This window comes from Curtobacterium sp. 24E2 (genome assembly GCF_016925595.1).
In the GTDB taxonomy this organism is placed as follows: Bacteria; Actinomycetota; Actinomycetes; order Actinomycetales; family Microbacteriaceae; genus Curtobacterium.
Genome location: NZ_CP068987.1, coordinates 2,185,628 through 2,207,726 on the forward strand (window position 1 = coordinate 2,185,628; position 22,099 = coordinate 2,207,726).

Consider the following 22,099-nt stretch of genomic DNA (forward strand, 5'->3'; position numbering starts at 1 on the left):
CTTCGCCTTAGCAGACCATGCCGTCAACAGGATTGATTGCAAGTCTGGTCTCCAGCGTTTGCAGGTTTGACCCAATAGCAGAGCCCCCGGTTTCGGCCGGGGGCTCTGCTGGGTGACGGGTTTCGCGCTCGCCGCGAGCCTCGGAGCTGTCTGCGCTCTTCCCGCGATGCGTTCCGCTTGCTTCCGGGCGCGCCGAAGCCCCAGCGCTTGACAGCCGCAGCGCGAGACGAAGTGCGGGCGAACGTCGCCCCGAACACCTCGAGCGACGAACGCGGCCGAGTCTCGTCGGAACGGGAGCCGAAGCTGCGCAGCAGCGTGATAGTACCCAGTGGCAGATTCGACTACCTGTCTACTTCCCTCGTCGTCCGTACGGATTCTGGCCTCGCACGCCCGTCGCAGACGCCATGCCCATAGCGGTAACGCAGCGTTACCAGGCGAGGTCGACGTCCACACCACGGGTGAGTTCCGAAATCTCCGACTCGGTGTGGAGACCGATCTGAACGGCTTGCTCGCATCGCTGTCGGTAGCCTTGCTCCTCGTCGCGGTACTCAGCGGGGCCTCGGCGATGTACCTGTCGATCCAGAGTCCCGTACTCAAGAACTGGCGTTGAGTCATGCAACTCGGAACTGGGGAGCTGGGAGTCGCCGCAGTCTTCCTCTGGGAAGGCGCCATGGTCGGGTTGGCCGGAGCCCTTGCAGGACTCGCGGGCAGCCTGTGCGTCACCGTCGCAGTAGGCGTCTCACCCCGTTGTCAGCACGACGACTTGTGCACAGACCAGTCTGTCGATAGCGTCGGTTCCGGTCGTGCCGTCGCGACCGTGAGCCAGGAGTGGGGACAATGGCATGAGCGTCAGCGATCGTGATCCATCGAACGAGAAGTCGATCGATGAAGTGGAACAGGTATGGTTCGAGGTCCTCGGCGCGAGAGCTGATGCGACGCGAGGGTTCGTCGCCAACGGCGGTGATTCGCTCAAAGCAGTGGCCTTCACGCAGATGGTTTACGACCGAACCGGCACGTCGTTCGACCTCTTCGACGTCTTGACGGCTCTCAGCCTCGACGATTTGCAGGCCCAGCCGTTGGAAGGCAGCCGGTGAGTGGTCAGACGGTTCCGTTGAACGCAGATCAGATCGAATTGCTCACAGCGGCCGAGCTGGCCGGGTCTCGACACCTCTACAACTCACTCATCCGGTACGACCTCGAAGGTGAAATCGACGAGGCGCTCCTCCGCGAAAGGTGGTCGGCCCTCCAAGATCACGTCCCTACCCTGACGATGCGGGTCGTCGACGGAGCTGCGGGACCGGAACTGGCTCCCAGCCTCCAGCAGGCGCCCTTCATCTTCTCCGATCGATCCGGACAACCGTCCTCGGACCTCGACAGGAGGCTGGCCGTCGAGGCCGCACGCCCGCTCGACCTTCGTCGTGGACCCTTGGCGAGGCTCGTTCTGATCATGGAGTCCGCGAGACGGGCCCGGCTCTTGATCGTCGTGAGCCATGTGATCGCCGATGAGGTCTCTGGCCTCTTGATGGCACGCGCCCTCTTAGAGGGGTGATGCCCGCAGACGCTCCTGCTGAGACCGCTGTCGCTGAGGGTGCCTCCGGGCCGACAGAACCCCGTCGAGACGAGCGTGACACGGCGACAGTCCGCTTCTTCACGGACAGCGGAAGAAGCGACGGGGACGTCGAGGCGGCGGAAGCATCCGCCGATGAGGACATCGTCCTGGCCGACGCCTCGGCGCTCCTTGCCGACGTGGCGCTCATGGGTGTCACGGTGAGCAGCGCCACCATCGCTGCCCTCGGTTGGGTCCTCTCGAGGAAAACCGGCGAGCAGCGGGTCGGCATGGCGACTTCCGTCTCGCTTCGCGGCAGCGCGCAGTGTGAACTCGTCACCTACCTCAGCCGGACCGTCGAGGTACGCGCTCACGTCGACGAAGCAGGAACAGCGAGGGACTACCTCCGGGGCGTGCATGCCTCGGCCATCGCGACCTACCGGGCCGAGCGCAGAGCGGTGGCACGTGTCGTGCCCGTCGGCTCCGAGCCACTACAGGTCGCCGTAGTCCAGCGGGACGCTTTTCCTGCCCATGTCACCGACGAGTTCCGGGCGATCCCACGCGATGAACCGGATCCTGGAGTGGCGCAGTTCGGCGTCGTCGTCTACTTTCAGCGTCTCGGCGGCGACCTACTGGTCAAGGTTCGATACCGAAGACGGTTGCTGGCACGACGCGAGGCTCGGCATCTGGCAGAACATCTCGTGCAGGCTCTCCGCGTGCTCACCGAAAATCCTGATGCGACGCTCGAGACCCTTTCCTTCCTCCACCCAGACGAGGAGCACGAGCTAATCGAGCTCGGACGGGGAGCTCCTGCTGAACGCCCCCGCCAGTCGATCCCCGAACTCGTGCACGGCTGGGTGCAGCGGCGGCCGGGTGAACTGGCGGTGGCAGCGGGCGATCGGCGACTCACATACGCCGATCTGTGGCGGGACGCGACGACCATCGTCGCCGCACTCTCATCCGCCGGCGTCTCTGCGGGAAACAGGGTGGGGGTCTGCACCCGGAGATCGACGGAGGCGGTGAGCGCCATGCTCGCGGCGCTCATCGTGGGAGCCGTCTACGTACCGATAGACCCCGACTATCCGGACGAGCGCGTGTCGTTCATCGTCCGGGATGCAGGCCTGTCGGTCGTGCTGACAGATTCGGACCGGTTGCGCGATCAGCAGGGATTGATCCTCGTGAACATCGCGGATGCCACGGTCGGGTTGTCCACGCCTCCGCGCGAGCCCGTGATCGTTCCCATGCCTGCTGATCTGGCGTACATCATCTACACGTCCGGCTCGACCGGAACTCCCAAGGGCGTGCAGGTCACTCACGCCAACGTGGCAGCGTTGGCGCAGGCAACCCAGGGCCTGTTCGCCCTTCGCTGCGACGACCGCTGGTCGGTCCTGCACAGCTTCGCCTTCGACTACGCCGTGTGGGAGATCTGGGGTGCACTCCTCACCGGTGCCGCTGCGATCATCGCCGACCGGGCAACGGTCCGGTCTCCCGACGACCTCCTGCGCTTCCTCCAGCAATCCCGCATCACGATCCTCAGTGAGACACCGTCCGGCTCGACCTTGCTGGCGCAGGCACGGGGCTTCGCGACCGCTGACCTCGCGCTCCGACTCGTGGTCTTCGGCGGGGAGGCCTTGACCCCCACGGTCCTCCGCCCTTGGCATGAGAGGGCCGGGGCGGACGCGACTCAGCTCGTGAATATGTACGGGATCACAGAGACCACCGTTCACTGCACCTGGAACGCTCTCAGCCGGGGTGCTGAAGCATCGACGATCGGCATCGGCCGTCCCCTCCCGGGGTGGGAGGTCCACGTCCTGGACGAGAGGCGACGCCCCTCACCCGAGGGCGACATAGGCGAGATCTGGGTCGGAGGCAACGGCGTCAGTGCCGGTTACTTCGGGCGGCCGGATTTGACCGCCGAACGTTTTCAGCTCGTCACGCTCGGGTCGCGCGAGGTGCTCTTGTACCGATCCGGAGACCTCGCGCGGCGCTCGACCGAACACGACGTGGAGTACCTGGGCCGCACCGACGACCAGCTCGAAATCGGTGGTCATCGCATCGAACCGGGTGAGGTCGTGCACAGCATCGAGGAGCACGAAGGCGTCTCCCTCGCCGCGGTCGTCCCGCGAGTGGTCGCCGGCGCCGTCATCGGGCTGTCGGCGTTTTTCACCGGTCGAGCCGAGGAAGCGAGCGTGCGGGACCATGTCCGCACGCGACTGCCGGCGTACATGGTTCCCCTCAGCTTCCGGCGCTTGGACAGCATCCCGAGGACCGCCAACGGCAAGACTGACTTCCGTGCTCTCGAAGCGCTCGGGTCCACACGTGTGACGAGAACCCAGGGCGGACCTCCTGCCTCGACCGGGCCGGAGATTTCCCTCCGGCGTCCTTCCGAGCCCTTCTTGTCGGTCTGGACGGACGTCCTCGGGTCCGTCGTCGAGGTGGACGACAACTTCTTCGACCTCGGCGGCAACTCGCTCCTGGCCGTTCGGCTCGCGACGGCCCTCACCGCGGGAGGCTTTCCGACGCGCGCGAGGGACGTCCTGCGCCTCGGGTCGCCCGGTGCCTTGTGGAGCGCATCCGCACATTTGGGTGGCCGCCCATGACATCCGTGGCCGCTTCGGCCGCTCATCAACGGTTCTACCTCCTCGACGGGCGAGATGGCGGAGCCGCACGCACGCTCGTCCACTCCGTGCTCGTCTCAGGCGGCATCGACGGCGAGACGCTCGTCGCAGCGGTCCGGCGAACTCTGCAGCGCCACCCACAACTGCGTTCGTCGCTTCGCGTGACCGACGACGGTCTCGAGCAGAACCGTCACGAGCCTGAGGCCGTGACCGTCTCGTCGACGAAGTCCATGGACGTTCCGTCAGACACGAAGGAGGTGCGGAGGCGGCGACGCAAGCACGTCTTCGCCCACGGTCAGGGCCCGCTGACCCTGGTGGACGTCATCTCCGGTCGTGAGGCGTCGAGTGTGACCTTCACGGTCCATCACGGGGTCTTCGACGCGGTCAGCGCCTCGCTCCTCGTCGAGGAGTTGATGCGTGCTCACCAGGACGAGACACGAGCCGGCGGCGTGCAGAACGGCCAGGACGACGAACTCCCACCGACAGGCGGAGGCATCGGCGATGGAGACGTGGACGTGGACTTCTGGACGGAGGCCCTTCGCGACGCGCACGAAGCCCTGCCTCCACAGATCCGACGTGCGGCTGGTGCACGAGGTCGACGTCGCACGCACAGCTTCCCGATACCAACGGGCCTGTGGAGTCAAATGGCCGATGTCCAGCGCAAGACAGGAGCGTCACGTTTCGTGCAGGTCCTCGCTGCCACGGGTGACGTGCTCTGCCGTTATGGCAACGAACGAGCTGTCTGTTGTTCGGTGGTCGTGGACTCGCGCGGTCCTCTGACGGCGCGTTCCATCGGTAATTGGCAGAACGTGCTGCCACTCGCGCTCCGGGCTCACGACAGCTTCGAGACCAGTGTCTCCGAGGCTTTCGAAGCGCTGTGGGACGCGATGGAGCACGTCGGCGAGAGCTTCGAGGGCATCGCGTCGTCCGTGAGGACGGAGGAACTCCGTTCGCCCGCGGCCTTCGCCCGAGTTCTCGTGGCGGAACGATCAGCATCAGCCGCAGTCTCGGACGAGGACGGCCGATCGTGGTCCCTGCTGCCCGCGGAAGCCCCCGATGCAGGCGAATTCGAACTGGCGATCTCGCTGGTGGTGGACGACCTGTCACCACGCATCGAACTCGACGTGCTCGCTGGAGATTCAGATCCCCGCGACATTGATGAGATCGGTGCGCAGATCGTGCTGCAGCTCGGGGGCGATGCCCCGTTTAGGGCGGCCGAGGGCTCCGAGTTCGTCCGGCCCGGGGCCACGGTCCCGACGCCGACCCACCTCCTCCGCCGTGTGGCCGAGGCGGTCGAGCGGCGGCCGGACCACGTCTTCGTCCGAGACGAGGCCCGGCACGTCACGGGCGTCGAGATCGCCTCGACGGTCGACTTCAGGGCCCGTTCACTGGTTGCCGGAGGTGTGCAACCCGGAGATCGTGTCGTGGTCCGGCTGCCCCGCACGGTCGAGCTCGTGCTCACCATGCTCGCCGTGTGGCGTGCGGGTGCCGTGCTCGTTCCCCTTGAGGAAGCGACTCCCGTGGGGCGGATCAGGGACATCGAGGAGGACTGCGAGCCGGCCCTGATCCTCGACCGTGATTGGCTGGCGCACTTGCCCGTACCGGAAGGCGACGCAGCCCTGCCCGATCTGCGAGACGACGCCCTCGCCTACATCTTGTACACGTCGGGGACGACGGGTAATCCCAAGGGCGTCATGGTGGGTCACGACAATCTCAGTGTCTTGTTGGATGCGCTGGACGAGCACTTGGCGAGCACCGCCGACACCTTCATCGCTGCGACGAGCGTCGGCTTCGACATCAGTCTTGTAGAACTCGTCTGGCCACTGACGACGGGGCGCACGGTACGCCTCACGTCCCAGCGCGACATCCTCGCCGGAGAGGTCGGCGGGCAGGGGAGTTCGTACCAGTGCACCCCTACGACCGCGCAGCTGCTCCTTGCATCCCCCGGGGAACAGCCTTCCTCAACAGTGTCTCGACCATCATCGTGGCCGGGGAGTTCCTGCCGGCAGGCCTGGCAAAGACCCTTCGCGAGCGCATTCCGCGCGTGATCAACGGGTACGGTCCCACCGAGTGCACCGTCTTCGCGACGTTCTGGGACGTCCCTGAAGGCTTCGACGGGGATGTCACGTCCATCGGCTCGCTTCTGCCGAACTACGAGGGCGCTGTCCTTAACCACGACGGACGCCCCTCACCGACAGGGACACCGGGCGCTCTCGTCCTCGGCGGACCTGCCGTCGCTCGCGGATACTGGCGCCGGCCGGAAGAGACGCGGCGCCACTTCACCGACGATCACCGAGGCCGGACGTACGACACCGGGGACTTCGTGTGCCGCACCCGAGAGGGCACCCTCCTCTACCTAGGACGGAGAGACCTCCAGGTCAAGGTCATGGGGCAGCGGATCGAGTTGGCGGCGGTCGAGGAGACCTTGAGGGCGGTTCCCGGAGTCGCAGGCGTCGCCGTGTCACCGACCAGCGGTGGGGAAGGGCTGGTCTGTCTCGTCCGGACCGAGGACGCGACCGAGGACGAGAGGGCGGACGCGAGCACGGACGAGGACACTCTCGTCCTCCGCCTCAAGCAGCACGCCTTGGAGTACCTCTCCGCCAACGAACGACCCGTTAGATACGGTTTCTTTCGGGAGCTGCCCCAGACGGCGTCGGGCAAGCTGAACCGTCGAGAGATCTCTGCCTGGGCAGCGGCCCTCGACGAACGACCTGCGTCTGCCGAGTCCGCCGAGCCTGCCGCGCACGCCCGCGGCAGTGTCGGGGGTGCCGTCACGGCAGCGTGGAGTGCCGTCCTGGGCGAACCCGTCATCGAGGACGATGTGTCGTTCTTCGAGAGGGGCGGCAGCTCGGTACAACTCCTCCGAGTCCTCACGCTCCTCCGCGCCGACTTCCCCTTCGTGACGCTCGCGGACCTGTTCGAGGGCTCGACTCCCCGTCGCCTGTCGGCGATCCTCCGCGACCGAGCACGGGAAGAAGCCGATCGACCACTCAAGCCCGACCGTCCGGTCGATGCACGAGCGCTGAAATTCGCCGCTTCTCGGAAGCGATTCGGTTCTGGAAGGAGCAGAAATGGTTGAGACAAGGCCTGAAGTGGCCGTTCTGGGAATGTCGGCTCGCGCCTCAGGAGCCGAGGACGTCGAGGCGTTCTGGGGTAACCTTCTCGGCGGGATCGTCGCGCTCCAGCCCCGCGAGCGATCGTCTGGTGGCACCTTCAAGAGCGGTCCAGCCGTGCGGCGGCGGGAATTCGACCGGCACCTCTTCGGCCTGGGCAGTGCAGAAGCGCTGATACTCGACCCCCAGGTGCGGGCACTGCTCGAACTCTCGTGGTCGGCGTGTGAGGATGCGGCCCTGACGTCCCTCCTCGACAAAGACTCGACGGTGGGGGTCTACGTCGGAGCCGGGCCGGAGGAGTACCTGCAGAAGCAGCTCCTGCCCCACGGCGCCGGCCTGGCGGGTTACTCGGAGCAAGAGCTCGTGTTCGCGAACTCACGCGACTTCCTGGCCACGAGGCTCTCCCACAGCCTCGATTTCACCGGCCCGAGCCTCACGGTCCAGACGGCCTGTTCCACATCGCTGGTGGCGGTTCACCAAGCCGTGCGGGCGCTCCTGACCTACGAATGCGACTTCGCCATCGCCGGCGGTGCGACCGTCCACGTTGACGACGCGTTCCGTCACAGTGAGGGCGGGGTGCTCAGCGAGGACGGAGCATGCCGATCCTTCGACCGAGCGGCGTCTGGAGCCGTCCCGTCCAGCGGCGGCGGCATTGTCGTCTTGTGTCGCGTCGAGGATCTTTCGTCACACGCGTCCCCGCGGGCATTCATCCTCGGCTCAGCCGTGAACAACGACGGTGCCGACCGCCAGAACTTCGCCGCCCCCAGCCCCAGAGGCCAGGCCGCCGTCATCACGGAGGCATTGAGCGTCGCTGAGGTCGATGCTTCGGACGTCGACTTCATCGAGACGCATGGGACGGGCACCCGACTCGGCGATCAGATCGAGCTGGAGACGCTTCAGCGGATCTACGGTTCTGCTCCACGTTCGCGCCCGGCCTCGCTCGGCGCGCTGAAGGTCAGCATCGGACACACCGACGCCGGTGCAGGAGTCCTTGGACTCGTCAAGGCCGTTCTCGCCGTCGAGTCCGGTGTCATCCCCGGAACACCCGCCCAAGATGGTGACGAAGGAGTCATCCTGCAACCAGACTCTGGTCTCGTCCTGCCCCGCGAGTCGTCGGCGTGGCCGGGAACGCGCCGCACGGCGGCGGTCAGCTCATTCGGTCTCGGGGGAACGAACGCGCACGTCATTCTCTCGGACGTGGGGCAGTCCGACGCGGAAACACCTCCGAGCGTGGGTGGTGACTCGCAGGCGGCGGGTCCAAGACTCGTTGCCCTCTCGGGAGCGGACGCGACCGCTCCGGCACGGGTCGCTCGACAACTGTTGCGCAGGTCGCAACAGACGGGCGGGGCGAGCCTCTCGGACATGGTTGATTCGCTTCAGACCGGTCGGTCCCAGTTGCGCTGGAGGACCGCGACGGTCGCGACAGGTTCGAATGAGGCGGAGATTGCAGCGGCTCTGGAAGCCCTCGTGGATGAACCGGCGACCGATTCTCGAGGTCGTGGCGCTCCTTCGGCAGTCGCATTGGTCCTTCCCGGCCAGGGAGGCGACCTGGACGACGTCGGCCGTGCCCTCATGCAGACGTCGCCGTCGTTCTGCGCGCACTTCGACGAGTGTGCGGCCGCGATCGTGGCGGCCGGCGGCCAGGATCCGAGGCGTGGATGGTCGGAGGGCGCGTCCGCTGACTCCGGCCCGGAAGCCGTCCAGCCTCTCGTCTTCGCGCTCGGAGTCGCGCTCGGTCGGACCCTGACGGGGATGGGGGTCGGTTTCGCCGCCTTGATCGGACACTCCATGGGAGAGTTCGCGGCAGCCGTCCTGGCGGACGTCATGCCACTGGACGTCGGGGCGGAGGCCGTCGTGCGGAGGGCGCGCGCGACGCTGGACGCGACACCAGGCGGCATGACGGCGGTAGCCGCGTCGTTGCCCGTCGTCGACGGGCTCGCGAAGGAGTTCGGCGTTACAGTCTGTGCTCACAATGGGCCGGACGCTTTCGTGTTGGGAGGTCCGAGGGACCGTCTCGATGCGCTCGACGCCGAGTTGACGGCCCGTGGACTCCGATACAAGCGGTTGAACGCGTCGCACGCGTTCCACACCGAGTCCCTGGTGGAGGCGCGTGATGCGGTGTTCCGTTACCTCGGCACAGTGACGCTGCAGGAGCCGTCCCTGCCCGTCTACTCGACTGTCACCGGGGCGCGCTTGACCGGTGCCGACGCCACCAGCGCGATGCATTGGGCGACTCAGATCGTCCGCCCCATCCAGTTCGAGGGGGCCGTGACGGCCGCCCTGGACGACTGCGGTCTCGAGACACTCGTCGTCGCTTTTCGTGCGGGACTGCTCGGCGGGCCGCTCCACGGCATCGTCCAGAGCCGTTCTCGCGACGTCGCGATCCACGAAGTCCTGGGGCGGACGGCCGGGGAGGAACACCACGAGCTGCTGCGAACCGTAGGCAGTATCTGGGCACGAGGGCAGGGAGAGCTGACCTCCGTCGACGGTACGAGCAGGTCATCGACGCGGATGCCGGCCTATCCGTTCATCGACGAAGAACATTGGGTGGAGGGAGCCGAGACGTCACCTGCAGCGGGCGAGGTGGTCGTCACCTCGTCGGGTTCGGATGCGCAACGAGCCGGTGCCCACAATACGAACGACGTGCCGAAGCGATCACTCCGTGAGATCTGGCTCGGAGTGCTCGACGGCGAGGCCGCGAGTCCCGGCAACTTCTTCCTCGACGGCGGGACGTCCCTCCAGGCCGCGCAGCTCATCGCGCAGGTCAACTCTGAGTTCCTCGTCGACAGTCGACTCTCACACCTTTACGAGTCGCCGGACTTCGCCGAATTCAGTTCCGTGATCGACCGGCTGTCCGTCGAAAGGGACGAAGACCTCCTCTTGGCGCTCCTCGACGAGATCGAGGGAGCGGGAGGCGCATCGTGAGCATGTCGAGCGACGACATCGGCCGTCTCACCGCGTCCCAGCGGGCGGCGCTCCGGGACCAGTTGATGGCACAACGGGAGGCGCGGGCCGCGGAGTCCGCGGAGCCCGCGGAGTCCGTGGCGCTCCCAAGGACGAGTCTCTACTTCTTTGCCAACGCGGCGGAGGAGTCGGCCCCTGACTACTTCGACTTTGTCCTGGAAGCCTCACGACGCGCTGACGCGGCCGGTCTCCATGCCGTCTGGATTCCCGAGCGCCACTTCGTCGATTTCGGAGGGCTCTCGCCGAACCCGGCAATCCTGGCCTCGGCCATCGCGTCCGTGACGACGTCGATCCAGGTGCGTGCAGGCAGCGTCGCCGCTCCGCTGTCCCATCCGGCGCGGATCGCCGAGGACTGGGCCATGGTCGATAACATCTCAAGGGGACGCGCGGGCATCAGCTTTGCGAGCGGGTGGCATCCGAACGACTTCGTCCTGTCGCGCCACCCGTTCGAGGAGAGACGCGACGTCACGGCCCGGACCATCACCGAGGTCCGACATCTCCTCTCGGGGGTGAGCTGCCCTATCGGCGCTCACCGGACACGCCGCCCGTCGACGTCCGCACCCGACCTTCGGCGGTTCAAGGAAGCAACTTTCCGGTGTGGATCACGGCGACGGGCACCCGAGCCACCTTCGAGACCGCAGGCCGGCAGGGCATTGGCATCATGACGGCCCTTTTGGGGCAGAGCCTGCACCAGTTGCGCGACAACGTGAGGGCCTATCGCGAGGCCTGGTCGCAGGCTGGTCACCCGGGCTCGGGAGACGTCGTCGTCATGCTCCACACCTTCGTTAGCACGTCTCGGAACGTCGCGACTGAGCTGCGGCCGGCCATGCACTCCTACCTCCGAGCCTTCCGTGCCCAGACCGCGACCGAGACGGGCGACGAGACTGTCCTCCTCGAGGCGGCCTTCCAGGACTATCTCAAGGGCCCTTCACTCCTGGGAAGCCCGGAGAAGGCGGCCGGGGTCCTCCGCGACGTCGCACATGCCGGCGCTGACGAAGTGGGCTACCTCATCGATTTCGGCATGCCTCACGCCGACGTGCTCGACGCCCTCGACGCGGCCATGGCCCTCACCTCGAACGGAACCGTGGTCGCATGACTGACTCCCTCACGACCCGCCTGGGTCGGCTCACTCCCGAGCAGAGGGCAGTTCTCCTGTCCAAGCTCGCCAGCTCACGCGCGACCCCGAAGCTGACGGACCACGTCGATCCGGCACGCCGCCGGTCACGGCTCGGACTCGACCAAGAACGTCTCTGGTTGCTCAACCAGCAGAATCCGTCGTCCTCGGAGTACGTCTTGACCTTCGGGCTCCGCTTGACGGGCCGCTTCGACAGGGATTCGTTCGTCGCTGCCCTGGAACGGGCAGTCCAGCGGCACGCCATCCTTCGCAGCAGCGTCAGGGTGGAGGACGGAGTGCCCGAACTCTGGATCAACGACGACGCAGCCATCGACCTGGTGGAGATCGACCTCCGGTCCGTTCCCGACGAGGAACGCGCGGGCGCGGCCCGCGAGCGGATGATCCAGCACGTCCATCGGCCCTTCGACCTTGCTGCCGGACCCGTACTCAGAGTCGTCTTGGTCCGGCTGGGGGACGACGACCACCAGATCGCCCAGGCCATGCACCACTCGACGACCGATCAGTGGTCGTACGCGCTGATGAACCGCGAGGTGCTGGCGGACTACGACGATCTCGTCAACGGCCGGGCGCTCGGGGAGGTGCACACGCCAGGCGTCCAGTTCGGCGACTTCGCCGAGTGGCAGCGCGCCTACTTCGCCTCGGACGCCGGAAGACGTCATCTCGAGTTCTGGTCGAGCTACCTCGAGGGTGCACCGGGGCAGACCCAGTTGCCCTACGACCGTACGCCGGAGGACGCGGACAGATCGGGCGAGCACTTCACCTTCGTCCTCGACGCCGACGTCGGGCGGGCATTTCTCGAAGCGGTCAGGTCGTTGGGGATGACCGTCTCCTCGGGCCTGGTCGCGGCGTACGCAGGGCTCCTCTACGAGGAGACCGGACAGCGCGACGTCATCGTCGGCCTGCCGAGTGTGACTCGAGGCGAGCCAGGTTCTGCCGACATCTTCGGTTTCCTCCTCTCGACGCTCCCCTTCCGAATTCAAATGCCGTCCGAGCCGACCCTCAGGGACGTCCTGACGGCGGTACGGACGTCGGCTACGCGAGTGGCAGATCATCGAGAGACTCCCTTCGCGCTCATCGTCGAGGCGGCCGCCCCGGCTCGCGCCCTCTCGCAGTACCCCTCGTGCAGACCGCGCACGTCCACCTCGACTTCGACGACACCCGGTTCGCCGACGACGAAGCGACCCGGGTGTACGCGAATGCCGTCCCCGAGGACGTGTCTCCCATGGATATCACCGTCGCATGGTGGCAGGCGGGCGACCAGTTCTACGGACGTTTCGAGTACCGGCGCAGTCTCTTCGACCGGGAGACGATCGCCCGTCTCGCTCGCCGCCTCCTCGAACTCGTCGCGTCCATTGCAACCAACGTAGACTCCCCCTGAGGCGACCGCATGAACGGCTCCCTCGGGTCGATAACGTCCTCAGCCACACGGTTCACGGACAGGACCTCGGGCACGCAGCAGACGACGCCGCCCTGATCGAAGCTGTTCGTGGTACCTGGGCCGAGTTGACCGGGGACGAGGCCTTCGACGCCGACAGCTCGTTCTTCGACGGCGCGGGAGCATCCCTCCTGAGCGTCCAGCTCGTACAGCTGCTCGAGCACGACGGCATCGTCTGCTCGATAGCGGACGTCTTCGAATCGGGTACTCCCCGCGCGCTCGCCAGGCACCTGGCACGCTCGGGAGTGCGGGTGGACCTGGTCGAGGGGAACGCTTCGGTGATCAGCCGACATGTATTGTCCCCGCAGCAGGAAGCCCTGCTCGACTGGGGTTTCTCCCGCGTCGAGCAGTTCGCCCATTCCGTGGTGCTGTCGCTGCCGACCGGGGTCGACCAGGTGCGTCTCAGAGACGCGCTACGCCACGTCGTGGACGCGCATCCGACACTGCGCACGACCATCGTCGGTGACGAGGCGGTGGTCTCGCCCCCTCTGCTGAGCCCCTCTGCTGGGTCGACGGGGTCGACGCCTCCGACGCGACCGGCGTCGCCCGTGCTCACAGAGCACTGCTCGACCTGCGCGACGGGCCGTTGTTCGTGGCTTCCGTACACGCCGCGACGAACCAGCTCGTGCTCACTGCCCATCACCTCGTGATCGACGGATACTCGTGGAACGTCGTGATCGACGACATCCGGGCCGCTTACGACGGTGACGAGGTCGGCAGGGAGCGCGTGACCTACGGGGACCACGTCGCGGCCTTCAGGGAGTGCGACGCCCGACCGCAGTCCTCCTACTGGCTGCGGCAGATGCAGGCCGACGCTGCGTCGACTTGGGCTCTCGAGGGCGTCAACGACTACTCCGACGAGATCACGCTCGTCAGAGAGGTACAGGGAGCCCGAGGCCGATCGCTCGACGACCTGGCCCTGGCTTCCCTCCTGACGGCGCTGGTGCGAGGGGGCGGGCGCCGGCCGTGTCGAGGATCGTTCTCGGACGCGAGCCCCTGCACGGGCTCGCGGGCTGGAAAGCCCACCGTGCCGTGGGTTATTACTCGAGCTTCCACCCTTTCTGTCCCGACGTCGACGGACACGATGCCGGCGAGGACCTCCTCGAGGTCAAGCGTGCTCGGAGACAGGTCCCGGACGGAGGGAAGAGCTTCCTCCTAGCGCGATCACAGGACAGCCGGATCGCGACGGCGTTCGCCGACGGGCGCTACCCCGACGTGACGTTCAACCATCTCGGCGCGATGGCACGAGCCCGCGCCGGCGAATGGAGCCGCGTAGACGAGATCGCCGGCGGGGACCTCTCGACGTCCCTGCGTTCGTCCCTCGTCGACGTGTCGGTTTCGGTCGACGACGATCGGGCCGTCATGAGATGGGCCTTCAACCCGCGTGCGGCCGACACCGATGCCATCGAGCGATGCGCCGACGAGATGCAGGCAGTCCTCGCGGGGCATCTGTCCGCCCGTGACGTTGATGCTCCCTCACCGGGGCTCCTCGACGTGAGCGAGCGCGACCTCGACGCACTCTTTTCCGACCTGACCCAGGGGGAGCAGTCATGACACGGACGAAGACCCAGCGGAGAGCCCTGGTCGGGCTCTCGTCACTTATCGTCGCGCACTACGTCTCGTGGTTTGGCAACGTCATCACCACCGTCACCGTGCCTCTCTATGTCCTCGGCATGACGGAGTCCGGGGTGCAGACAGGCCTCGCGGGCTTCGCCAACACCCTTCCGCTGGTCGTGGCGGGCGCGCTGGCGGGCGTGTTCATCGACAGACTCGGCGGCCGAGCCGTCAGCGTGGCGGCCGACCTCGCGGCCGGGGCCCTCACGTTGGTGCTGCCGTTCCTCATCGAGGGCACGGATTCGCCGTTCGTGTTCCTCTTGGTCGTGCTCTTCGTGCGCAGCCTGATCGCGGCACCAGCCGCCAGCGCGCGCCTTAGCCTGATCGAGCGCATGTCTTCCGATGCGGGCGTGCGTCTCGAGTCGTCGAACACGTTGTTCCAGTCCGCCCAAAGAGTGGCACTCATCGTGGGAGCACCGTTGGCTGGGGTGTTGTTCGTCGTCTGGGGCGGCCCCACCGCGCTCTTCATCGACGCCGGCACGTTCTTCGTCGCGGCGATCATCCTCTGGTTCGGTGTCCCCAAGCCACGCGAGGACCGAGCACCGAGCAGCGACGGTGACGCCGAATCGCGCTCGTACTTCGGCATGCTGGCCGACGGCTTCACGTACGTCCGATCGTCGCCGCTGATCGTGGCGATCCTCGCAGTTATCATCGTGAGCAACTTCCTGGACGACGCCTTCGCGCCACTGCTCCTCCCGGCCTATAGCGTCGAGGTCTTGGGGTCCGCGGGGCTCCTGGGGGTGCTCCTGGCAGGCGCAGGCATCGGGTCGGTCATCGGCATGTTCTTGTACATACCGGCCAGCGGACGTGTGCTGCGCAACAGGTACTGGACCTTCGTCGCGAGCCTCCTCGTCGTCGGTCTGCTGCGGCTCGTCCTCGTCGCTTACCCGAGCCTCCCCTCGCCGTGGTCGTGGTCTTCCTGGTCGGGCTCGCCGGGGCTCCGCTGAATCCCCTTCTCGTGACCGTCATGCAGATCCTGGTGCCGACCCACCTCCAGGGTCGTGTGTTCAGCCTGGTCTCGGGGCTCGCCATGGCGGCCGTCCCCCTAGGAGTGCTGGCAGCCGGCGTGGCGCTCGATCTCGTCGGGCTCAGGGCGTCGCTCGCGATTTTCGCGGGGGCTACGTCCTCCTCGTTGCGGTCTGCCTATGCATCCCGGCGCTCCGGGGACTGAACGTCAAGGCCAAGGAGACCGACGAGGTGGCGGCCGTATGAGCGACGTGTCCTGGTCAGGACGGGTAGTCGCCATTACCGGTGCCGGCCGGGGGTCGGGCGGGCGACCGCGATCGAGTTCTCCCGGCTCGGAGCGGACCTCTTCCTGCTCGACTGGCCGGCTGAGAACGGCGTCACCAATTACCCCCGTTCGTCCCGGGCCCAGTTGGAGACCACGGCTTCTCTCTGCCGCCAGCAAGGCAGCGAGGCCGTCACCTTCGAGGCCGACGTCCGATCGATCGAACAGCTCGAGGCAGGGGCCGCGGTGCTGTCGGCCCGGTTTGGCGGCCTCGACGTGCTCGTGAACGGCGCCGGTGTGGTCCGACCGTCGGGGGTGCTCACCCATGACGTGACTCCGGCGGACTGGTCGGAGGTGCTGGACATCAACTTGACCGGCGTCTACCAGTCCATGCGCGCCTTCATGCCGATGATGTGGGAGGCGCGCCAGGGCAGCGTCGTCAACGTCGCGTCGACCGCCGGGCTCGTCGGCTACGCACGATTCAGTGCGTACGTGGCGTCCAAACACGGCGTCATCGGCCTCACGAAGGCGGCTGCCCTGGACTATGCCCGGTCGGGCATCCGGGTTAACGCCGTGTGCCCAGGCAACATATTGGACGATCCGGCCGTGGACGGCATCATGCTCTCCGAGGTCGGGACCGCTCTCGGGATACCCAAGGACGAGTACGAGGACCTGTTCTCACAGTCAGAACCCTCCGGTTCGTTCGTACGACCGGTCGCGGTGGCCAAAGCCATCACGTATCTTTCGTCCCCGGATAGCGACGGCGTGACGGGCACTGCTCTCACCGTGGACGGCGGCTATGTCGCCCGGTGAGCACGCGGCCAGGCTCGCTACCCAGGCCGAACGAGAGATGTGGGTCCTCTCTCGCGGCGTCGGCCCAGGACGCGGCCTCGTTGCCTTCGCACACCTGCGTCTCCGGGGATCCATCGACAGCGGCCGCCTCGTTGACGCGGTGGCCCGGCTCGTGACGGCGCGCCACGAATTCACCTCGCGGTTCGCGTTCCGCCCGGACGGACTGGTCGTCGAGCAGGGAGGCTCCGGGGCGGCGACGGTGACGACCTTCTCGGCGACGACGCCGATCCGCGATGTGCAAGAGGCCGTCGGCTCGAAGCGGTTTGATCTCGCAGAGGGGCCCGTGTGTCACGCCGGGGTTCGCGTCGACGAGGCCGACGGCACCGCTGACGTCGTCATCGCTGCCCACCACGCCCTCTTCGACGGGGCTTCGGACGAGGTCGTCCTCAAGGCTTTGATCGCGTGCTACGAGTCAAGGAGCCCGAACGACCTGGTGGCGGCCGAAGCGGCCACCGGGAGCAGGGGCGATGGCGGCTCGGTCGCGGCGCGTGCGAGGGACCTGGCGGACGTGCCCGACCTCCCGGCCCTCGAGCAGCTGAGTTTCCGAGATCTCCTCCACCGTCCCGGAGCCTGGACGTCCGGCGATCTCGCGACCATCACTCACGAGGACGTCGTCGCCTGCGCTCGGACACGGCGAGTCACGCCCTATGCCGTGTACCTCGCCGCCTTCGGTGCAGCGGTGGGACGGGTCACCGGCTCTCGGCGCTTCGCGATCGGCATCGCACTTGCCCGGCGGACCGAGGCGGAACGGAACATCATCGGCTGTTTCGTCCGATTGGTCCCCGTCCGCATCGACCTCGATGCCCCGTCTCTGCTCCCCGCCGTCTGGGACGACCTCGGTCGGGCCATGGCCTCGCCCAGCATCGGTTTCTCGGATTGGGGAGGCACGAGGCGCTCCCGGACCCCTCGCGCATGCCGCTCTTCCAAGCGTGCTTTTCTTACCAAGGCTGGAAGCGCGAAACCATCGTCGCTTCTGGTGTCACCTTCACCACCCGACACATCCGGGAGCTGGGCTGTCACGCCGAGTACTTCGGCGAGGTCGTCCTCGAGGGTCAAGACCTGCAGGCGGGCTTCTCAACTCCCGAGGGCAACGCGTGGCATGCTCAGCGCGGCGAACTCGCCGTCGGCTACGCGGAATCGCTCGCCGCACTGATCGGGGGCCGTCTGTGACGCATCGCCTCGTCTGCTTCCCCTTCGCCGGGGCAGGCGCCTCCGTGTACCGGCGGGCCTGGAGGTCGGACTCCACTTTCGAGGTCAGCCCGGTGCGGTTGCCCCACCGCGAGGACCGGTTGTCCGAGCCGCCCTACACCGACCTAGCATCGGCCACGGAGGACCTGGTGCGACAGGTGCGAGACATGGAACCGCTCGATGGCTACGTCTTCTTCGGACACAGCATGGGCGCCTTTCTGGCCGCAGAGACCGCCATTGCGCTGCAGCGCCTCGGGATGCCGAGTCCGGTGCTCGTCGTCGTCAGTGGATCTCTACCTCCGATGCACCGAACGACCGAAAGCCCACTCGGTGTCGAGGACGATGTCTTCATCCGAGCCATCGAAAGGGACACCGGCTACCGGAGCCCAGCGCTGCAGATGCCGGAACTCCGTCCCATCCTGGTTCCCACCCTCCGGGCCGACGTCGATTTCTTAAGCCGAGTGGAACCGACGGTCCCAACGGCCATCGCAGCACCGCTCCTTGTCTTGAGGGGAGCAGCGGACGAGGGCGTCCCGAAGGACGAGTGGTCGAGCTGGAGCCGATGCACCGTGGCGGGAGCCACATTCACCGAATTCGAAGGGGGACACATGTTCTTGTTGGACCAGTGGGACAACGTGCGGCGTGCGATCGCGGGGAAGCTGTCGTGATGAGGGGTACGACAGCAGACGAAGGCATCGTCCAGAGCTCGGACACCGAGTTGACCGCCCTGCTCGACAGGACGGCCAGCGCTCAGGGAGAACGACTCGCGATGGTGGCTTCCGCCAGCGCCGCCCACCCGGCTGTGCTCGAAGCTGGTCGGTCGTCGATCACAAACATCACCGCCGAGGGTTATCCGGGTCGTCGCTTCCATCCGGGCACCCAAGAGCTAGACGCGGTGGAGTCCCTTGCCATCGATCGAGCACGAATGATGTTCGGTGCGCAGTACGCCAACGTCCAGCCACATTCATGCACCAACGCGAACCTGGCAGTCCTCGCGTCCCTGGCTCCCAAGAAGGGGCGCGTTCTCAGCTTGAGCCTGGACGAAGGCGGGCACCTGTCTCATGGAGCCGCCGCGTCCGTGACGAGTTCAATGTTCGACGTCCACCATTACGGTCTCTCCGAGGACGGGTGGCTCGACCTTGAGGCGGTGCGACGACGAGCTGAGGAGGTTGGCCCGGCGGTGATCATTGCCGGAGCTAGTGCCTATCCTCGACGGGTGGACTTCGAGGCGTTCCGCCGCATCGCCGACGACGTCGGGGCTTACCTGCTAGCCGACATCTCCCACATCGCGGGCCTCGTGGCCGGGGGCGTCCACGTCAGTCCCGTCGATCACGCCCATGCGACGACGTTTGGAACGTACAAACAACTCATGGGGCCGCACGGCGGCGTCATCCTGAGTGGAGCGGCCTACGAGGACGTCGGTCCCGACGGGAGGGTCCCGCTCCGTCGCGTCTTCGACCGTGGTGTCTTCCCGAAACTCCAGGGCACGCCCGACCCTGCCGCCATCGCAGGCAAGGCGGCAGCCTTCGGGCTCGGTTCGTCCCCGCATTTCCGAGACTACGCCGAGAGGATTGTTCTTCTGGCCCAGACACTCGCGTCGGGGCTACGTGACGCAGGTTGGTCCGTCTTGACGGGCGGAACGGACAACCACATGGTGATCCTCGATCTCCGGAGCAGCGGAGTATCGGGTCTGGTAGCCGAGCGAAGCCTCGAAGAGTGCGGGATTCTGGCAAATCGCAACCGCATTCCAGGCGACACTCTGCCGCCGATGATCGGGAGTGGGTTGAGGTTTGGGACGAACATCATGGCTCAACGTCGGCTGCCGGTAGAGGTCATGCAGCGCCTGTGCCTTCTCATTGACCGCGTCCTGTCCTCCGTGCGCACCGATTCCCCCTCGGAGTACGCCCTGGCTGACGGCGTCCGCCGGGAAGTAGGCCGCGAGGTAGCCGACATAGCGTCGGACTTCCCAATTCACGCTTGGAGCGCATGATGACGCACAGCAGCCGGCCTTTCCCAAGCGCACAACGAATAGTAGACGCGAGCAATTTCTACTCCGACGACGACGTCCGACTCGTCCCGAACTCGCGTGCTCTCGTTGCGAGTCTTGACCTGATCTCCGCTGACGTCGGGGATGTGGTCTCGGCTTGCGCTGCGGTGCTAGCCCGGTACGTCGCGGTCGCGGACAGCGCCACGGTGGCTTTTGACGTCACAACCACGACCGGGCAGATCCAGCGTCGATCGTTCGTCATCAAACCCGATGCGGTTGTGAGTGACATCGCCGAGGGGTATCTGCTCGGGTCTCGAACTCCCGGGACGCACGCCCGGAGAAGCTCGTGTCACTTTTTCCTCTTCTCGTCAGTAACCGAGGTGGCTCCGGCCAGGATCAGGGCAGCCGCGGTGCTTGGGCGGTGGAGGTCGTGACGTCGGTGTCGGGCACCGCGGTCTACGGCGACGCGCGCCAAGTCGACCTCGACTCGGTGCGCGCCTTCGCTCACCATGTCGAGGCCATGCTGGCAGCGGCCGTGTCGGACCCCCTCGCCGTTGTCGCCGATGTTGATCTACTGAGTGAAACCGAACGCGACTTCCTCCTCAGGCAAGTCAACGCGACCTGTCAGGACCTCCCGTCACAGGGCACGATCTTCGCCGAGTTTGCCTCGCGTGCTAGCCGTCAGCCAAATGACGTCCTCTGCATTCAAGGAGACGCGTCCTACACGTTCCGCGACATGCTCGACATGACTGAGGTCCTCGCCAGCCGGCTGCAGAGTCACGGCGTCCAAAGAGGAGACGGCATCGCCATCCGCATGGACCGGACACCCAGAGCACTTGCGGCGATACTGGCCGTCCTGCGCGTCGGCGCCTACTACGTGCCTCTCGGCAAGAACCTGCCCCACTCCGAGGTGCTCCGCATCACCGAGGTCGCGGGTCCCCGATTGGTGTGCGTCGATGAGGCGTTTGCCCTCGGAGACCTACTCGTCATCGACGTCGAGGCGGCGCTAGACGGGTCGGACGACGGCACGCAGCCCGTGACAGCAGACCAGGACACCGGACAGCCGCTGAGCGAGGATCTTTGCTACGTGCTGTTCTCCTCAGGGTCCACAGGGGCTCCCAAGGGCATCCGGCTTCGGAACCGAGGCGTGTTGAATAACTTGCTCGACCTGAAGACGCGTTTCGCGATCGGCCCAGGCGACGCAGTCCTCTCGGTGTCCAACCTTTCGTTCGACATGTCCGTGTTCGAGCTCATTGGCAGCGCGCTGAGCGGGGCCACGATCATCTTCCCCGACGGTGACTTGGCGAACAACCCCAGGCATTGGCAGGAGCTGATGGTCGAGCACTCGGTGACCATCTGGAACTCAGCCCCAGCGCTGCTGACACTCCTTCTCGCGGAGCCAGAGGCCGGAGCCGCGGCGGCCCAGGTGCGTTTGGTCCTCTGCGGAGGAGATTGGATGCCTCCTGAGCTCCCGGCGCAGCTGTGGCGCGTCGCGCCTGGCTGCCGGGTCATCAACCTCGGCGGCGCTACTGAGGTCTCCATTCACAGCACCATCCACGAGGTGACCGCCGTCGATGTGGAGAGGGCGAGCATCCCTTACGGGGCGCCGATGGCTAACCAGCGCATATATGTACTGGGGACAAATGACCGCCCCGTTCCAGTCGGGGTCCCCGGTGACTTGCTCATAGCCGGAATAGGAGTTGGGGCGGGGTACGTCGGCGTCGACGAATCCGCATCCGCGCGGTTCCAGCCTTGGTCGTACGAGGACATTGTAGAAGAACAGGCCTACCGGACAGGCGACATTGTTCGCATGATGCCCGGTGGCGAACTCCAACTCTTGGGAAGGTCCGATTTCCAGGTGAAGATCAACGGGGTACGACTCGACACGAGGAACGTTGAAGACAGCATTCGGGCACTGTCCCGTGTCGCGGAGTGCCTAGTGGTCAGCGGGTCAATTGGTGAGCGCGCTCAACTGCAAGCGCTGATAGTTACCCACGACGGCAGCGACATCGATCTTAGGAACGCCCTTCAGGATGCGGTTCCTTCTTGGGCTGTCCCCAGCTCATACCTCGTCGTTGAGTCTCTGCCACGATCATCGAACGGGAAGATCGATCGACGTGCGGCAAGCGCAATGTTTCTCGACTCAACGGGAAGCCAGGCTGGCTTGTTAGACGACCAGGCTCGTCTAGTTGCGGAGGCGTGGGGAGCTGCTCTTTCCCTCGACGGAAGTGTTCTTGGCGAGGATGACGATTTCTTCGCCCTAGGCGGCGATTCATTTGCAGCGATGCGAGTCGTGCAGCTGCTGAACAACAGGATCGATCTAGGGGATGTCTTCGCCGCTTCCAGGCTGGGCGACCTTGGGAAACGACTGGCGGAAGAGGTAGCGCGTTGACGATCTCAGACATCGCGTCGGCTGACA

General features: G+C 66.2%; 18 protein-coding genes and 1 pseudogene. All 19 read left to right on the forward strand.

Translation table 11 applies throughout. The annotated features are described in order from the left end of the window. The first annotated feature begins 842 nt into the window (after nt 1-842). Nucleotides 843-1,094, forward strand: coding sequence for a phosphopantetheine-binding protein (locus JN350_RS10825; protein ID WP_205462199.1), 252 nt, complete (start codon nt 843-845; stop codon nt 1,092-1,094). Beyond that, complete coding sequence (locus JN350_RS10830) at nt 1,091-1,549, forward strand: condensation domain-containing protein (RefSeq protein WP_205462200.1); 459 nt, start codon at nt 1,091-1,093, stop codon at nt 1,547-1,549. The genes JN350_RS10825 and JN350_RS10830 overlap by 4 nt, the downstream gene beginning before the upstream one ends. Continuing rightward, nucleotides 1,549-4,146 (forward strand): amino acid adenylation domain-containing protein, encoded by a 2,598-nt coding sequence (locus JN350_RS10835; RefSeq protein WP_205462201.1) that lies wholly within the window; start codon nt 1,549-1,551, stop codon nt 4,144-4,146. Before JN350_RS10830 ends, JN350_RS10835 begins: the two co-directional genes overlap by 1 nt. Next, entirely contained in the window at nt 4,143-6,212 is a 2,070-nt protein-coding gene (locus JN350_RS10840) for an AMP-binding protein (RefSeq protein ID WP_205462202.1), read from the forward strand. Before JN350_RS10835 ends, JN350_RS10840 begins: the two co-directional genes overlap by 4 nt. After that, nucleotides 6,149-7,243 (forward strand): AMP-binding protein, encoded by a 1,095-nt coding sequence (locus JN350_RS20210; protein WP_205462203.1) that lies wholly within the window; start codon nt 6,149-6,151, stop codon nt 7,241-7,243. The genes JN350_RS10840 and JN350_RS20210 overlap by 64 nt, the downstream gene beginning before the upstream one ends. Beyond that, nucleotides 7,236-10,202, forward strand: a complete 2,967-nt coding sequence (locus JN350_RS10850) for a beta-ketoacyl synthase N-terminal-like domain-containing protein (RefSeq protein WP_205462204.1) — start codon at nt 7,236-7,238, stop codon at nt 10,200-10,202. Before JN350_RS20210 ends, JN350_RS10850 begins: the two co-directional genes overlap by 8 nt. A 2-nt stretch (nt 10,203-10,204) precedes the next feature. Next, nucleotides 10,205-10,906, forward strand: coding sequence for an LLM class flavin-dependent oxidoreductase (locus JN350_RS10855; RefSeq protein ID WP_205462205.1), 702 nt, complete (start codon nt 10,205-10,207; stop codon nt 10,904-10,906). A gap of 104 nt (nt 10,907-11,010) precedes the next feature. Further along, nucleotides 11,011-11,337: a hypothetical protein gene (locus tag JN350_RS10860; RefSeq protein ID WP_205464526.1), complete on the forward strand. Its 327-nt coding sequence runs from the start codon at nt 11,011-11,013 to the stop codon at nt 11,335-11,337. Then, complete coding sequence (locus tag JN350_RS10865) at nt 11,334-12,743, forward strand: condensation domain-containing protein (protein ID WP_205462206.1); 1,410 nt, start codon at nt 11,334-11,336, stop codon at nt 12,741-12,743. Before JN350_RS10860 ends, JN350_RS10865 begins: the two co-directional genes overlap by 4 nt. Nucleotides 12,744-12,849: 106 nt before the next feature. Continuing rightward, the gene (locus tag JN350_RS10870; protein ID WP_275898036.1) at nt 12,850-13,461 is read left to right on the forward strand and encodes a phosphopantetheine-binding protein; all 612 of its coding nucleotides are present in this window, start codon (nt 12,850-12,852) and stop codon (nt 13,459-13,461) included. Beyond that, nucleotides 13,404-13,571, forward strand: a pseudogene (locus JN350_RS20865) (condensation domain-containing protein); the annotation flags it as partial. The gene JN350_RS10870 and the pseudogene JN350_RS20865, both read left to right, overlap by 58 nt. A 206-nt stretch (nt 13,572-13,777) precedes the next feature. Continuing rightward, a complete protein-coding gene (locus JN350_RS19430) occupies nt 13,778-14,365 on the forward strand; it encodes a hypothetical protein (RefSeq protein ID WP_240347271.1) in 588 nt (195 codons plus the stop codon). Continuing rightward, nucleotides 14,362-15,372 carry an MFS transporter gene (locus tag JN350_RS10885; protein ID WP_205462210.1) on the forward strand — a complete coding sequence of 337 codons (1,011 nt, stop codon included), beginning with the start codon at nt 14,362-14,364 and terminating at the stop codon, nt 15,370-15,372. Before JN350_RS19430 ends, JN350_RS10885 begins: the two co-directional genes overlap by 4 nt. Nucleotides 15,373-15,647: 275 nt before the next feature. Beyond that, nucleotides 15,648-16,466 (forward strand): SDR family oxidoreductase, encoded by an 819-nt coding sequence (locus JN350_RS10890; protein ID WP_205464436.1) that lies wholly within the window; start codon nt 15,648-15,650, stop codon nt 16,464-16,466. Nucleotides 16,467-16,503: 37 nt separating this feature from the next. After that, entirely contained in the window at nt 16,504-17,658 is a 1,155-nt protein-coding gene (locus JN350_RS10895; RefSeq protein WP_205462211.1) for a condensation domain-containing protein, read from the forward strand. A 13-nt stretch (nt 17,659-17,671) separates the two neighbouring features. Continuing rightward, nucleotides 17,672-18,361, forward strand: coding sequence for a thioesterase II family protein (locus JN350_RS10900; RefSeq protein ID WP_205462212.1), 690 nt, complete (start codon nt 17,672-17,674; stop codon nt 18,359-18,361). Further along, on the forward strand, nt 18,361-19,683 hold the full coding sequence (locus JN350_RS10905) for a serine hydroxymethyltransferase (RefSeq protein ID WP_205462213.1): 1,323 nt from the start codon (nt 18,361-18,363) through the stop codon (nt 19,681-19,683). The genes JN350_RS10900 and JN350_RS10905 overlap by 1 nt, the downstream gene beginning before the upstream one ends. Further along, on the forward strand, nt 19,680-20,114 hold the full coding sequence (locus JN350_RS10910; RefSeq protein WP_205462214.1) for a hypothetical protein: 435 nt from the start codon (nt 19,680-19,682) through the stop codon (nt 20,112-20,114). Before JN350_RS10905 ends, JN350_RS10910 begins: the two co-directional genes overlap by 4 nt. Continuing rightward, nucleotides 20,102-22,072, forward strand: coding sequence for a non-ribosomal peptide synthetase (locus tag JN350_RS10915; RefSeq protein ID WP_205462215.1), 1,971 nt, complete (start codon nt 20,102-20,104; stop codon nt 22,070-22,072). Before JN350_RS10910 ends, JN350_RS10915 begins: the two co-directional genes overlap by 13 nt. The last annotated feature ends 27 nt before the right edge of the window (nt 22,073-22,099 follow it).